This is a genomic window from Methylobacterium sp. W2, from assembly GCF_020662345.1.
GTDB lineage: Bacteria > Pseudomonadota > Alphaproteobacteria > Rhizobiales > Beijerinckiaceae > Methylobacterium.
Map to the genome: position 1 here is coordinate 14,199 of NZ_VMOA01000043.1, position 14,292 is coordinate 28,490.

Sequence of the window (14,292 nt, forward strand, 5' to 3'; positions counted from 1 at the left end):
CAACAGAGGGGCTGTGTTGCAGAGCCATGCCGATGCCGAGCAAAGGCTCCAAGCAACTGGTTGGAGAGGCTGTCCACGCCGTCGTCCCGGGAGAGTGGCCCTTGCACGCCGCAATCTCGGAATGCTCTTGCGGCGTGCCCACGAGGAGAAGGCGCGAAGGCTATGATCGCCGGGGATCACGATCGTGAAGATGGGTCCGGCGACCTAGCGGCCGTCGAACGCGAGGCTCGTGCCTGGATCGTCAGATTGACGTCCGGGACGGCAACGCACGCCGATGCCGAGGCCCTTACCGCATGGCGCGCGCGGCCCGAGCACGATGCCGCCTTCGTTGCCGCGTCGAAGCTGTGGCGCCAAGCCGGTATCGCGCTCCCGAAGCAGGTCGCCCCCGGCCTTGTCCGTTTGGCACCGCGTGACATCTCCCGCCGCCGGATTCTCCGGGGCGCGGGTCTGGGCATCGTCTCGGCCTCCATCGCCGCGAGTGGGGCTGCCTTCCTTGTAAGCTGGCCCGAACTGAGTGCGGATTTCCGAACCGGCACCGGAGAGGTGCGGACGGTCTATCTGCCGGGAGGGGTCCGGATCGAGCTCGATGCCGAAACTGCCCTCGATGCCAGTACGGCCGAACCCGGCACCCTTATCCTCCGTGCGGGAGCTGTCGCCGTCACGGTCCCCGCCGATGCGCGTCCGATCTCCCTCGCGGTCGGTCCGACGCATGTGGCTACGCGGCCTCGGACGGCGACGGAGTTCGTCGTTCGCTGCCATCCGGCCAAGGGGCTCACCGGCTGGACCGGCGGGAGGGACGCCGAACTCTTCTGCCTCTCCGGCTCCGTCGAAATGGTCGCGGAACCGGGCGCGCCGCTGATCGTGCTGGCCGCCGGCCAGGGCGTCGACACGAAGCGCGGGGCGGGGGACGTTCATTCCATCGACCCGGCGACGACAGCGGCGTGGCGGCGCGGCCTTCTCGTGTTCCGTGACACTCCGTTGTCTCAGGTGGTCGCCGATCTCAACCGCTATCGCCCCGGTCGGATCGTGCTGGGTAGTTCGGCGGCTTCCGTCCGGCGGGTGACGGGCATCTTCCACCTGTCCCGTCCGGAGGAGGCTCTCACGGGCATCCGCACCGCCCTCGCCCTCTCCGAATTCAGGCTCAGCGATCGGCTCGTCATCCTGCGCTGACCCGTCACGGACTTTTCTTGCGGGGTGACAGGCTCCGCAGCGTCTCAGGAATCAGACGGGCGATCACGACCCGTTGCACAGCGGTGGCAAGCCGCCTTGAGACGATGGGGCTGATGACGGTGCGGCGTAGCAGACAAGACCGGGGACGGGACCAGTACCGGATGGCCATTGGATTGAGCGGTCTCGCGACATTGGTCGCCGCCATGCCGGCTCCGGCGTCGGCGGCGATCGAGCATGCCGGCCCGGCCGCAGCGATGGGTCGACCACACCTCGTCCAGGCATCGGCGCTCATGCCGGTCCAGGACGCGGCGATCGACTTCGCTCTTCCCGCCATGCCCCTCGACGAAGCGCTCGCAGCCTATGGCGCGGCCAGCGGCGTTCAGCTGATCTATGACAGCAGCGCCACCCGACATCTGCGCTCGGTCGCGGTCGTCGGACGCTACGACCGTGCGGAAGGGTTGCGGCGGCTCCTGGCCGGCACGGGATTGACACCCCAGTTCACCGCCGAACGCTCCGCCACCCTCCTGCGCGTGGTAGCACAGGCCGATGTCGTCGCCCCGGATCAGGCCGGGGCCGTTGCCCTCGACGTGCTGGAGGTGACGGGCGAGAACGCCATCGGTCCCGTCCACGGCTATGTCGCCCGCCGCAGCGCCACCGCGACCAAAACCGGAACGCCGATCCTGGAGACCCCACAGGCCATCAACGTGGTCGGGCGTAAGGAAATCGAGGATCGTCAGGCCCAGAGCGTCAGTCAGGCCCTGCTCTACACGCCCGGCGTGATGAACCAGTACGGCACGGATGTGCGCTATGATTGGCTCTATGTCCGCGGCTTCGTGCCGGGCCGCTACCTTGATGGATTGCGGCTACCCTTCGGAGCCCGAGGCTACTCGCAACCGCGTGTCGAATCCTATGGTCTCGAGCGTGTCGAACTGCTGAAGGGGCCGTCATCGGGACTATATGGTCAGAATTCCCCGGGGGGCCTGCTCAACCTCGTGAGCAAGCGCCCGACGGCGACGCCGCTGCGTGAAATCCAACTCCAGACCGGCAGTTTCGGGCGTGCGCAGGCCGCCTTCGACCTGTCCGGGCCGATCGATCCTGAGGGCAAGATCCTCTATCGACTGACTGGTCTGGCCCGCACCACGGGGACGCAGCTCGACTATCTCGAGGAAGACCGCGTCTTCATCGCGCCGAGCCTCACCCTGCGGCCGGATGCCGATACGTCCCTGACGATCCTGTCGCAGTATCTCAACATCGACTCGCCCGGAGGCGGAGCGCCGCAGGGCCTGCCCGCCCTCGGCACGCTCTACGCGAACCCGAAGGGCCGCATCCCTACGAACCGCTTTATCGGAGAACCGAATTACGACCGGTTCAAGCTGCAGCAGGGCTTCATTGGATATGCGTTCGAGCATCGCTTCAACGACGTCTGGACCGTCCGGCAGAATCTGCGTTACTCGCATGTCGACGCCAATACCCAGCGTGTGCAGGCGATCGGCCTCGGTGCTGATAACAGCACGCTCTCCCGCTACGCCTGGGCCTTCCCGGAGCGGTCGGACCTGTTCAACATCGACAACCAGGCCGAAGCCCGCTTCTCCACCGGCCCCTTCGCGCATACGCTTCTCCTCGGTGCGGACTACCTGCGCGAAGACGCCCGGTACGACGAGTCCCAGCTACGGATCGTGCCATCCGTCGACGTGTTCGCCCCGGTCTATGCCGGCACGGTCACGCGCCCCCCGCTCGGTACGCGGATCACCCAGGGACGAAACCAGACCGGACTCTACGCGCAGGACGAGATCCGCTTCGGAGGCTTCCGCCTGACCGTCAGCGGGCGTCAGGACTGGGCCGACGCGGTGACCCGCACGACGAATGCCGCGAACGGTACGCTCACGCGAGTGAAACAGGATGACGCCGCTTTCACGGGCCGCGTCGGGCTGAGCTACCTCCTGGATGGCGGCTTGGCCCCCTACATCAGCTACGCGACCTCGTTCCAACCCACGGCCGGAACGGATCGAGCCGGTCAGCCCTTCGCACCGACGGAGGGTGAGCAGATCGAAGGCGGTATCAAGTTTCAGCCGCCCGGCACGAACCTCCTCATGACGGGAACGGTGTTCGATCTGACTCAGAAGAACGTTCTGACACCGGACCAGTCGGATTTCCGGTTCAATACGCAGACCGGTGAGGCCCGCGTCCGCGGCGTGGAACTGGAGGTCAAGGCCAGCCTGACCGAGAGCCTCGACCTGATCGCCTCCTACGCCACCATGAACAGCGAGATCACCAAGGCGAATGCGAATGCGGCCGGGGCAAGCATCATCGGGAACGAACTCCCCTTCGTACCCCAGCACCAGGCGGCGGCCTGGCTCGACTACACAGTCCGAACCGGCGATTGGGCCGGGCTCGGTCTCGGGGCGGGCGTGCGCTACATCGGGGCATCGGTGGGGGACAACGCCAACCTCTATCATATCCCGGTCGTCACCCTGGTCGACGCGGCCGTTCGGTATGATTTCGGCTACCGCTATCCAGCGCTCAAAGGGGTAGATCTCGCCGTCAATGCGACGAATCTGTTCGATAAGACCTACGTATCGACCTGCATCGCCGCAACCGGCTGCTTCTACGGCAATCGTCAAACCGTGCTGGCGACGTTGCGCTACCGTTGGTAAGTATCTAATACCAATCTGCGTAGACCATAAACTATAAGCCCAGTTGCCCAGTCCGAGGGACATGATTTTCCGAAGCTGGGCAACGAGTTTGCTCCAGGCTGCGCAGCATTGATCGAGATAGTCCTCGTCGGAGGTGAAGATCATGTCGCCGAGCCACTTGTCGCGCATGAACTGCCAGACAGTCTCGACCAGGTTGAGTTCGGGCGCATGGGACGGCAGCGGCACCAAGGTGATGTTAGCGGGGACCATGAGGTCGCCGGCGATGTGCCAGCCCGCGCCATCGAGGATCAGCACAGCGTGCGCCCCCGTATCAACGGCGCGGCTGATCTCGGCGAGATGCTCGTTCATTGCCGGGGTGTCGCAACGGGGCATGACCAAGCCGGCCCCCTTGCCCTTCTCGGGGCAGATCGCGCCGAAGATGTAGGCGGAGGCGGTACGCTGGTCCTTGGGCGCGGAGGGGCGGCTGTCAAACAGCGTTGAACATCGACCCTGGATCGGCGTCGAACTTTGACCCCCTTGATGGGTATGGCGGGACGCCCCTGATCAGCCCTGCGAAGCGGGTCGGGGTGGCGCAGCTGGGCTGATCAGGGGTCCAGCAGGCGTGACGTGTGCGTCGGCCTCAGGCGCGGTTCTTGAAGCGCCAGCTCTCATTGCCGGTCTCGACCATCTCGCAGTGGTGGGTGAGCCGGTCGAGCAGCGCCGCGGTCATCTTGGCATCGCCGGCGAACACGCTGGGCCATTCCCCGAAGGCGAGGTTGGTGGTGACCACGATCGAGGTGGTCTCGTAGAGCTTGCTAATGAGGTGGAACAGGAGCTGGCCGCCCGACTGCGCGAACGGCAGGTACGCTTAAGCGTGACCTTGATGATCTAGTCGTAGGTGGCCTTCATGCCGAAAAGCTTCAACTCGCCCATGGTGGCGAGGATGTTCTGGCGTTCCATCATGGGGGCTCCTTAGACTGTTGTAGCGGGCACAATCGGCGACTGGCTCGTAGCGCCGCCGCAGGCTCCCGCGCGTCAGGATGGTGACGGGCGGGGTCGGCTCACGCTGCTGGGCGAGGATGTTAAGGACGACATCGGCCGAGTGGACGCCCTCGCGCGGCGCCTCGGCACAGGCCGCCTCGACAGCCGACAACCCGTCGCCGAGCACGGTGGTAAGGATCTTCACCGTCTGCCGGTCACCTTCGGGACTGCCAGCGAGCCTGCTTCGGACCCGGTCGAGGGCGGGCGGCAGCACCCAGTCCTTGAACGATGCGCCGTTCCGGAGCGGCGAACCGCGGGCCAACCGAGTTTCAGCGCAACTTGCGCCGAAGTTCGCCCGCCCTTTTCCGGTCCCCGCTTCGTGGCGGGTTTCGTCAGAGCATCTCTACCGTGGATGAATTACCGCCACACGACCCGCCTGCGGCGCTTGCGGCTGGCGGCCTGCCGACGAACTCTTCGCCGTCAGCCCTCCGCAAGGACCCACGCTCGGCTTCATGCCGAGGAAGGCCTCACGCCACGCCTGCGGGCTACCGGGTTCGATCTGGAGGGCTGGTGACGCTGACATGAGGCTCAGCGGTTGTGATGGGCCGGACGGGATAGGGGGTTAGGATCGACCGCGCCAGGAATCGACCGCGCCACGGCATGCGGGGCACATTCGGCACTGCGCCTGCCGGTTTCAGACGTCCGACACTGAAGTAGCCGTCCCATCGGTTAAAGGCAGGCGTCCTGTGCAACCTTGAGCCTGCCAGCTGAGATCGCGGACAGAAATGCATGATAGTCCGCTTCGTTCTGATCCCCGTAAGCGTGTGCCCAATCCGCGAACGCTTCGCGCAGATCCGCGCGTCCGTCATGACCACAATAGCCAGCAATCGCCGCCGCATCGCCCGTGCGGGCATGTGCGCGGGCGAGGAGCGCCCCATAGGCGTGGGAAAAATACAGCAGGGGTTGCCCTGCCATCCTGGCGATGGGGATCTCCCCCTTCATGTTTTTCATCTGACGGACATAGAAGGGCCGGTCGTCGATCGACGTCCAACCAAGCAGGGGGTCTCCCACCGCCTGCAGGAGCTTCTGCCCGTAGATGACGCGCTCGCCCTCGTGGCTCGCATAAGGTTCGGGCATGCCGACGAGATAGGGCGCATGGGCCGGTCGAACCGCCTCCTTGACCTGAAGGAAGAGCGCATCCTGATCGGAATTGCCGCAGAGCAGGGCCACGTAGGCGCGGGTTCCAACACTTCCGACCCCGACCACCCGATGGGCCACGTCCACCACGTGATAGCGGTTGAGCATGAAGCGGCGCTCGCGCGGTAAGGTCTCGGCGTAGCGTTCGAGGCCCGAGATTACGTTCTGGCGCGTAGTCTCATCGACGCGCATCAGGATTGGCGGTTCCTCGCGAAACCGCCAGCTGCCATCCGTGCGCCGCTCGCCAACCCGGTCGAGCAGGCTCTTGTTGTTCTTGCGGCGCGCCTTCTCGACGGCTTTGCGCACTACCGTCTGGGATTGCGCGTCGATCTCGATACCCGAAAATTCGAGCTGGTCGGCCCGCGCCGCTCGCTGCCACACATCAAGGGAGCCGCGGGGCGCCAGATCGTCCATGGTATGTTGATACCCGGCCACGGCCGCGAGCACGGCCTCCCGCCGTTCCAAGGCCCGCACACCATCGTCACGCGCCGCCACTTCGACACTGGCGCAGAGCCGTTTCAGATCCCATTCCCAAGGTCCGATCGTCACCTCGTCGAAATCGTTGAGATCGAACACCACTTCGCCCTGCGGAGTCCCGAACAACCCGAAATTCGAGATGTGCGCGTCACCGTTCATGACGACGTCGATCGCACCACGTGCGCCCTGTGCCAAGTCCCAGGCCATCACATGCGCTGCACCGCGTAGGAATGCGAAGGGAGAGCTCGCCATCCGGGCGATCCTCAGCGGGATCAGATGGGTTTGCCTGCCCTCATGCGCGCCCTCGATCAGCGAGACCGGATCGGGGCGGTCAGAGCCCGTGTTGAGAGAAGCATGGACTGCATGAGGCACTTTTGCCCGCAAGGTCTTGCCGGCGGCCCGGCGTTTTTCCCAGGGCTCTACGCCGGTGCGAAGATCAATATGAGGGAAGTCCGCCAGCGGCTCGAGGACAGCGTCCGGCGCAGTCTCGCTCGGCTCGACATGCGTGACATCCGAGATATCCGTCGATCGATCCAAGTCGCAGATCCTTCTCAAAGCGGTGGATTAGAACGGGAGACGAACCGCGATTAACGCAATGCCGGCGGCGGGCGCAGAAATTCGGCAATCGGCGAAACACATCATCGAGAACAGGCTTCAAGATCTTTGCGGGCGGACGCATCGCTCGTCAGCGTACCGGTGCCGGAGCCCCGATTTTGCCGCAATCGAAAACCGTCGCCATATCGGGATACCGTGGAACACCGATTGTGAACGAAGTGCATTCAAGGGGGGCGACCGCTCGGTGGCGCTTGCCTTCGCGCCCGCCGATGGAAGTAGCAGTTCGAGAGAATGTGAAGGATATCGCAAGCCCTAAAAAAAAGCTTTCAGGCCCAGTCAAAGCCAACGGCCACGGATGCTGGGGCAAGGTGCGCGTACATCCGGCGTCACCCTATCCTGGCATCGTGGCCGTTCCTGATCAAACAATGTGGGTCGCGATCAGCGTGATCCTCATGTGAGAATCATTTGGTTAACGATCCATGACGGGCCCTGATCCGCTACTCCCCAGCCTCGGCTCTGGCGTCGTCCTCGTCGAGGATGCCCTCCAGATCGCCGGTGAGAGCATCGAGCTGCTCGGCGGTCGCCACGATCTTGAACTTGGTACCGTCCTCGGCTTCCACAGCGATCTCGACATGGTCGCCAACCTTCGCTGCGAGAGCCTGCTTCAGGGTGTAGGTCGTGGCCTTGTCGTTCGCTGCCATGAGGGTCTCCTTGTTCGGCAGCAGCCAACGCATCGGCGCTGAAAAGGGTCACTACGCCCATCGAATTTGAGGGCTTTCTTGGTGCGACTTCTTCGTGGAGAAACAGGCAAACCCATTACATGGTTGGTCGCCTGGACAACGATCCAGGAGGACACATGACGATCATCCGTTCGCTCGCCGCTGCCACTGCCATACTGACGCTCACGGCCGCCACCACGATCGCAGCCCCTTGCGCCGTCGGCACGACGTCGAACAGCGAGGACAAGCAAGCCGCAGCTGACAAAACTTCCAAGGTAGACGGCGGCTCCGACGCCAAGGTGTCCCCCGGCGCGAAGGCCGAGTCGCCCGGTACGGTCGGCGCCATGAACAATGTCGGCGCCAACACCCAACCGGCCGCCGGCGAGAAGAAGCCGGCCGAGGGACAAGTCGTGAAGCCCGGCAGCGACGACTGCTGATGATCTAGTCGTTCCAACCAACACGACGGAGAGAGCCCCGCGACGCCTATGGCCGCGGGGCTAAGTTCGAGACAGGGTCGAGGAACAGGGGCTAGCCCGCGCCGTAGCCACCCTTTTCGTTGGTTGAGTGATTGCTGGAGGAATGGTCGTCATACCCCCCTGTCGAAGGCCCCTTATCCGTCGAAGGCTCTACAGAGCGCGGCCCTGTTGGACCGGCGTCGGTAAGGCCATCCGGTCCTTTAGCCTTTTCGGCAGGGTGGAGCTGTGGCGTGGTTTTGGGTTCACCTGACGCGACGTCATCGACCATTGGTTCACTCCCTGTTTCGGATTCAACGGGAGCGGGTTTGAGGTGTTCCTCCATGGCGGGACTAGATCGCGAAAGTCAGCAGCAGCCTGATGCAATCCAACTCAAGGCCGATTGTGGAGAGTAAGATCTCACTCTTGAAATCGGCTTGTAGGGCGAACCGGTACTGGTGCGGCGTGTCGAAGTACCGAGACCGGTCGGAAGGCAGTGTTGATGCCGGCCACTTCCTCGACGATGTGCGTGATGCTCCAGCGGGCAGGGCCGAGCTTCGGTCACGCTCTGGAACGCTTCCGATCATGGGATGCTTTGGTTCCTGCAACGATGAGGGAACGAACACGTGACCGCAGCCGATACACCGCAGCCAGGCGCCGATTTGCAGCCCATCGACAATCCGCCAGCCACGTCCCAACCGCCTGAGCGAAAGCCGCCCTCGATTCCGGAAGAAGACGATCCAGAGATCGAAAAGACCGAGGAGCAGCCGAGCTAGTTCGGCATCACCCCAAGCTAGTTGTTCAGTCCCGAGGTGAGACGTATCCAGCCGTCAAAGCGCTCAGCCCCGCCGCCCCCGATCTGCTCACGGGGTTGGCGGGGTAGGTCGATCATCTCACCCTGAGCCGGTACGCAACTTGGCTTGACGGGAGGATGGCTAAGGCTGGTTAGCAAGCGAACAACTCGGGCGTCGGGCCAGCGCCTCGGATCGGGATTATGCCGCCTCAAGTACCCGCTATACTGCCGCCGGCTCCTTGCTGATGACGAGGAGATAGGCGCGGGTCGAGGCGCCGGGCTTTGCCCGGCCTCGCTCGATGTCGCGCAGGGTGCCAATGGGAAAGCTGTAGCGCGCGGTAAACTCGGCCTGCGTGAGCTTCTGGCCCGTGCGGATGACCTTCACATCGATGTCGGCCGGCGGCCGGCGTGCGAACGCGGAAAGTCGCTGGATCGGCCTCGCCGCTGGCGATGGCGCGAACTTCCTGTGCGGCCTGGATGAGCCGCTTTCCGAAAGCGGTCATGTCGTTCTCCTGTCCAAGCGAAGCGGCTGGAGCTGGCAGGCCCTGCTATGTGCGAGGGTGCGGACCTTCATGGCGACACCCGTACGATCGTCCTAGACGGTCCCCGAAAGGATCGTCTTCGACTCGTTGCGGTCGGACTGGCTCCGGTCCGCACGCTGGCCCCCTGCCGACATGACCCGCATCATGGGCGTATCAAGCCGCAGCGATCCTGGGACAGTCGTCGGCTACATTCCCGGGCGAACGCCTTCGAGGGGCACGCAGGGAGCGGGTTTTTGTAAGCCCAAACAGAAACGGCCCAGAGAAACCTCGGCCGCCGTCGTCGTAGAGGCCAATCTGCTCAGCGAAGGAACTGCGGGATGCCTCGCTGCGCCGTGTCACCAAGCGACGCGCGGGTCGACAGAGAATAATGAGGAGTTGGCTTGTCGCGCTGTTTCTACCGCCGAAACCGACCTAGCCGTGGCAGGAGAGCCGACAAAGCGACCACCCCGCCCGTTGCGGCGAGTAGAAAAGCGTCCCGCTGTCGGCTGGTGAAGAACTCGGTCCGGGTCGAGACGACCCGGTCCGTCGCGCGTCCATCGATCGTAGCCGGGCCCGGCACCGGCGCATCAAGATTGCCGATCCTTTCGGAAATCGGTTCGCCCAGTTGGACGTTACGCATCTCGCTCGCCTTCCTGTCCGCGTAGCTCGGGGCAACGGACTGGGCGAGGGTCATCATCAGCGTGCTGCGCCCAACCCAGACCTCACGAGACGGATGCTCGATTGCGTGGACGATCGCGTCGGCGCAGAGGCGAGGATCGAAGACCGGGTCTGGGGCGACCTGCTGACGCCCGGTGTGGTTCCGTGACCAGCCAAATTGCGGGGTGTTCACCGCCGGCAGGTAGACAACGGACAGAGAGACAGCAACGCGATCGGCGATCAACTCAGAGCGCAAGGCGTCGGTAAAGCCGCTTACGGCGAATTTGGCACCGCAATAGGCGGCCTGGAGCGGGGCCGCACGGATGGCGAGGCCAGAAGAGACCTGGATGATTGCACCCCGGCCACGCGGCTTCATGTGGCGTAACGCGGCGAGGGTACCGTGGACCTGACTGAGATAGGTCGTAGCGGTGACGCGGGCGTACTCAGCGGCGGTAATCTGGTCGGCCGGCGCCACCACGGTCGACATGGCATTGTTTACCCATGCCGCGATGGGCCCTAGATCCCGCTCGACCTGATCAGCAGCCGCATCGACCGTGGCCGCGTCCGCGACATCAGCACTGATCGTCAGCACCCTGCCGCCGTAGCGCCGGAGGAGGTCGGCGGCTCCATTCAATCGTTCGGGGTCGCGGGCCACGATCGCAAGCGACCACCCTTTGCGGGCCAGAGCTTCTGCAGTGGCAAGACCGATGCCGGCACTGCCTCCCGTCACGACTGCTACCCGCGCCATGCCCGTCTCTCCCATATCTATGTCCACGGGGGAACGCGCGGGAGCGAGCTTGCCGGATGTGCCGTAAGGTAGCAGGACGGATCTGTGCGACGGGCGCGACGCCTTGTTCCACAGTCGAGCTCTGGGTGACCTGCTCCGAAGCCATTGCGGCCGATGCGAGCAAAGTTAGCGTCTGGTCGAAACGTCCACTTAAATTCGGATACGGCCTCTGAAGATGCTCTGTGACTGGAGGATAAACAGGGAAATGGAGCAAACGTTTCACAGCCATCCACCGTTGATCTGGCCGGCTGCCCTTGGACCAGGCTAATTGAGAGGATCAGCCAGGCGCGCGCTGACCCTAATCCACCAAACTTGGCGAAGAGCCACTTTTCAGGGGGCAGGCCACAATCAAATCCTGCTTTCTCCTCTCAACCCACACATTCGTTTGGCAACTAGCAATCTGTTGCTCCCCGCCCAACCCGGTCATACTCTCTATCCCGCAGGATGGCTTGAAAGCGGACTTTGTCAGCGCCAGCTTTGGGTCCTGGCTGTGTCAAAATTCCGATGATGGTATCTTTCTTCGGGTTGACCGGAGGCTGGCATGGGACGGTTTGTTGTCGGTGCCGAGCGCGATCAGACGACGCTGTTTCCGCCGTGTCTTGACGACTGGATCGCCGAGGACAACCCGGTCCGCGTTGTCGATGCCTTCGTGGATGCGCTAGATCTTGGCCCGCTCGGCTTCGCGGGCGTCGATGCGGCACGGACGGGACGACCGGGCTACCATCCGGCCGCTCTCCTGAAGCTCTACGTCTACGGATACCTCAACCGGGTCCCGTCGAGCCGGCGTCTGGAGCGTGAAGCGGGCCGCAACGTCGAGGTCATGTGGCTGACGGGTCAGCTGTCGCCCGATCACAAGACCATTGCTGAGTTCCGCCGTCAGAACGGACCGGCCATCTGGCGCGTCTGTGCCCGTTTCGTCGGTTTGTGCCGCGAGATGGGCCTGCTGACCGGCACACGCGTTGCGATCGGCGGCTCGAAGTTCAAGGCGGTCAACACCCGCGACCGCAACTTCACGCAAGGCAAGCTCGACCGGCGCCGCCAGCAGATCGAGGAGAGCGTGTCGCGCTACCTCTCGCAGCTCGACACGGCCGATCGTCAGGATCCCACACCCGAACTGGCCGCCACGGTGGTGCGGCTGAAGGAGAAGATCGCCGGCCTCGGGCAGGAGATGGAGCGGTTGGCCGGCCTGGAGGAGCAGATGAAGGCGGCGCCCGACCGGCAGATCTCGCTGACCAATCCCGACGCGCGATCGATGGTAACCAGCGGGCGCGGGTCGGGCGTGGTGGGCTACAACGTCCAGGTGGCGGTCGAGACCGAGCATCATCTGATCGTGGCGCACGCGGTGACCAATGCCGGTTCGGACCGGGCACAGCTCAGTGGCATGGCAGTACGGGCCAAGCAGGCTCTGGAGACGGACACGCTCGATGCGGTGGCCGACCGGGGCTATTATTCCGGTGAACAGATTCTGGCCTGCGAACGCGCCGGCATCTCCGTCACGCTGCCCCGGCCGATAACCTCGGGCGCCAAGGCCGCCGACCGCTTCGGCAAGGAGGATTTTCTCTATCGCCCTCAGCAGAACGCCTACCTGTGCCCGGCGGGCGAAACGCTGCCCCACCGTTGCACCACGGTGGAGAACGGCCTGACGCTCCATCGGTACTGGACGAACGTGTGCTCGGCCTGCCCGATGAAAGCGGAATGCACGACGGGCAAGGAGCGCCGGGTGACGCGTTGGGAACATGAGGACGTGCTGGAGACGGTGCAGCGCCGATTGGACGCCGATCCGCTGGCCATGCGGGTCCGGCGCGAGACGGTCAAGCATCCCTTCGGCACGCTGAAGGCGCGGATGGGGGCCACGCACTTCCTGACCAAGACCCTGCCGCGCGTCTCGACCGAGATGGCGTTCCATGTCCTCGCCTACAATCTGACGCGGGCTCTCAACATCCTGGGAAGCCGGAAGCTCCTGGCGGCGATCCCCACCTGAGCGGGGGCTTGGATCGCTCGCCGAAGAGGCCGGGAAACCGTCCAGGAGGCGCTTTCCATCAAAAACGGGTCGTCTCCCGACCGCAAAAACCCGTTCGACACGATGAACAGCCCACTCTCAAGAGACCGGGACGTCACCCGACCGCAAAAGTCCCAATCCCAGAGTTTTGACACGACCTGGGTCGACAACGGACGGTCGCTTACCGGAAACTGAATGTCCGCTGCCGGGCGGTGGGCTGATGTCCGTTCCTGGCGCACTGCAGCGATGATGAATGGCCTGGTGGAACGGCTTTCACACGGACCGCTTACAAAGCACGGAATAAGGAAGGCAGACATTCGCGCGAGTGGAAACGATCGGCAGCTCTGCGGCCAGCTAACGCGAGATAGGTCCACGCTTTTTCTATGGCGGCATTCCTTATCACCGGCCTATCCATCTCGTTGCATAACGAAGGCGACGGCCTCGTTCACGGCATCGGGCAAAACGGTCATATGCGTTCGTCCGGAAATCAACCGGAACTGGCTGGTTAATCCAGGGATCTGACTAAGCCGGTCTGCCATGGCGCGGGTAAGCTCGACCGTCCGCGCCGACTTCAAGCGGTCGAGGCGCGCCTCGCGATCGTGCGCCTCGCGCTGAAACGGGGCGAGTTCCTCCTCGAAAGCCCCCGCGAGGAGAAGCGTACGGGCGCGGACGGGGGGACCGGTTTCGAGGCGCTCGATGCTCTTCAGCAAGACGAGATCCTCCCAATAGATGGATGGGCTCGCCGCGATCCAGTGCGAGAACAGTGTGGGCATATGGGCCAAAGCGTAGAGGACGAAGAGCCCGCCGAAGGAATGCCCGAAGAAGCCCTGCCGTGCCGGGTCGACCCGGCAGCGCTGCGCGATCACGGGCTTGAGGTCATTGACGACGAAACGTAGGAACCCATCGGCGCCCCCTGTCCGTAGCGCTGGCCCATCTGGTCTGGACGTCGGGTAGGACCGGCCCGGCGGAGGTGTGTAATCCCAGGATCGGCGCAGGCTGTCATAGGCATCGTCGCCAGGGTATCCGATTCCCACGATGACGAATCGAGACCCGATCCCCGTCGCATCCGGGTAAGGGGCCTGCACGCGCTCGATATCGATCGCGGTGGCCGTCACCGCGTTGCCGTCGAGGAGATACAGGACGGGCCAACCGGCGGCCGGCGGCTCGCCGGGTGGGATGTAGAGCGTGATCCGCCACGGGGCCTGCCCTTTGTCGCCCCCGAGATCGAAGCTGATAGCGCCGACGAGCCGTGCGGGCTCGTCCGGGCTGGCGGCTGCCATCACCGAACGCTGCTCAAGCATCAGCGAGGCTGCCGCCAGGAGCCCCGCAAGCGTACGCCGCGAGATGAGCG

At 64.2% G+C, this 14,292-nt stretch carries 9 protein-coding genes and 3 pseudogenes; 4 read left to right on the forward strand and 8 right to left on the reverse strand.

Features of this window, described 5'->3' with window-relative positions; genetic code table 11:
- The first annotated feature begins 162 nt into the window (after positions 1-162).
- Positions 163-1,170 carry a FecR family protein gene (locus FPV16_RS20320; protein ID WP_227440175.1) on the forward strand — a complete coding sequence of 336 codons (1,008 nt, stop codon included), beginning with the start codon at positions 163-165 and terminating at the stop codon, positions 1,168-1,170.
- Between the two features lie 83 nt (positions 1,171-1,253).
- The gene (locus FPV16_RS20325) at positions 1,254-3,824 is read left to right on the forward strand and encodes a TonB-dependent siderophore receptor (RefSeq protein ID WP_227440176.1); all 2,571 of its coding nucleotides are present in this window, start codon (positions 1,254-1,256) and stop codon (positions 3,822-3,824) included.
- A 33-nt stretch (positions 3,825-3,857) separates the two neighbouring features.
- On the opposite strand, the pseudogene FPV16_RS20330 reads toward FPV16_RS20325, so the two are convergent.
- From FPV16_RS20330 to FPV16_RS20350, 5 genes and pseudogenes are all read right to left on the reverse strand, one after another.
- Positions 3,858-4,289 (reverse strand): annotated as a pseudogene (locus tag FPV16_RS20330) (IS630 family transposase); the annotation flags it as partial.
- A gap of 154 nt (positions 4,290-4,443) precedes the next feature.
- Positions 4,444-4,668 (reverse strand): annotated as a pseudogene (locus FPV16_RS20335) (ATP-binding protein); the annotation flags it as partial.
- Between the two features lie 96 nt (positions 4,669-4,764).
- Positions 4,765-5,166, reverse strand: a pseudogene (locus tag FPV16_RS20340) (IS21 family transposase); the annotation flags it as partial.
- 347 nt (positions 5,167-5,513) lie between these two features.
- Positions 5,514-6,995, reverse strand: coding sequence for a DUF2252 domain-containing protein (locus tag FPV16_RS20345; protein ID WP_227440177.1), 1,482 nt, complete (start codon positions 6,993-6,995; stop codon positions 5,514-5,516).
- Between the two features lie 515 nt (positions 6,996-7,510).
- Complete coding sequence (locus FPV16_RS20350; protein ID WP_227440178.1) at positions 7,511-7,714, reverse strand: hypothetical protein; 204 nt, start codon at positions 7,712-7,714, stop codon at positions 7,511-7,513.
- 155 nt (positions 7,715-7,869) lie between these two features.
- Between FPV16_RS20350 and FPV16_RS20355 the strand changes: the two genes are divergently transcribed.
- Positions 7,870-8,169: a hypothetical protein gene (locus tag FPV16_RS20355; protein ID WP_227440179.1), complete on the forward strand. Its 300-nt coding sequence runs from the start codon at positions 7,870-7,872 to the stop codon at positions 8,167-8,169.
- Between the two features lie 1,028 nt (positions 8,170-9,197).
- Here FPV16_RS20355 and FPV16_RS20360 read toward each other — a convergent pair.
- Together FPV16_RS20360 and FPV16_RS20365 are read right to left on the reverse strand one after the other, a co-directional pair.
- A complete protein-coding gene (locus tag FPV16_RS20360; protein WP_227440180.1) occupies positions 9,198-9,362 on the reverse strand; it encodes a helix-turn-helix domain-containing protein in 165 nt (54 codons plus the stop codon).
- 551 nt (positions 9,363-9,913) lie between these two features.
- Positions 9,914-10,903, reverse strand: coding sequence for an SDR family oxidoreductase (locus FPV16_RS20365; protein ID WP_227440181.1), 990 nt, complete (start codon positions 10,901-10,903; stop codon positions 9,914-9,916).
- 580 nt (positions 10,904-11,483) lie between these two features.
- Here FPV16_RS20365 and FPV16_RS20370 point away from each other — a divergent pair.
- Positions 11,484-12,923, forward strand: a complete 1,440-nt coding sequence (locus FPV16_RS20370) for an IS1182 family transposase (RefSeq protein ID WP_227440182.1) — start codon at positions 11,484-11,486, stop codon at positions 12,921-12,923.
- A 425-nt stretch (positions 12,924-13,348) separates the two neighbouring features.
- Here the strand turns inward: FPV16_RS20370 and FPV16_RS20375 are convergent, their stop codons facing one another.
- Complete coding sequence (locus tag FPV16_RS20375) at positions 13,349-14,242, reverse strand: alpha/beta hydrolase (protein ID WP_413629327.1); 894 nt, start codon at positions 14,240-14,242, stop codon at positions 13,349-13,351.
- Positions 14,243-14,292 lie beyond the last annotated feature (50 nt).

Bases quoted from the DNA above. Each gene is read 5' to 3' on its own strand.
- FPV16_RS20320 (WP_227440175.1), top strand. From the start codon at position 163: ATGATCGCCGGGGATCACGATCGTGAAGATGGGTCCGGCGACCTAGCG.
- FPV16_RS20350 (WP_227440178.1), bottom strand. From the start codon at position 7,714: ATGGCAGCGAACGACAAGGCCACGACCTACACCCTGAAGCAGGCTCTC.
- FPV16_RS20355 (WP_227440179.1), top strand. From the start codon at position 7,870: ATGACGATCATCCGTTCGCTCGCCGCTGCCACTGCCATACTGACGCTC.
- FPV16_RS20365 (WP_227440181.1), bottom strand. From the start codon at position 10,903: ATGGCGCGGGTAGCAGTCGTGACGGGAGGCAGTGCCGGCATCGGTCTT.
- FPV16_RS20370 (WP_227440182.1), top strand. From the start codon at position 11,484: ATGGGACGGTTTGTTGTCGGTGCCGAGCGCGATCAGACGACGCTGTTT.
- FPV16_RS20375 (WP_413629327.1), bottom strand. From the start codon at position 14,242: ATGCTTGAGCAGCGTTCGGTGATGGCAGCCGCCAGCCCGGACGAGCCC.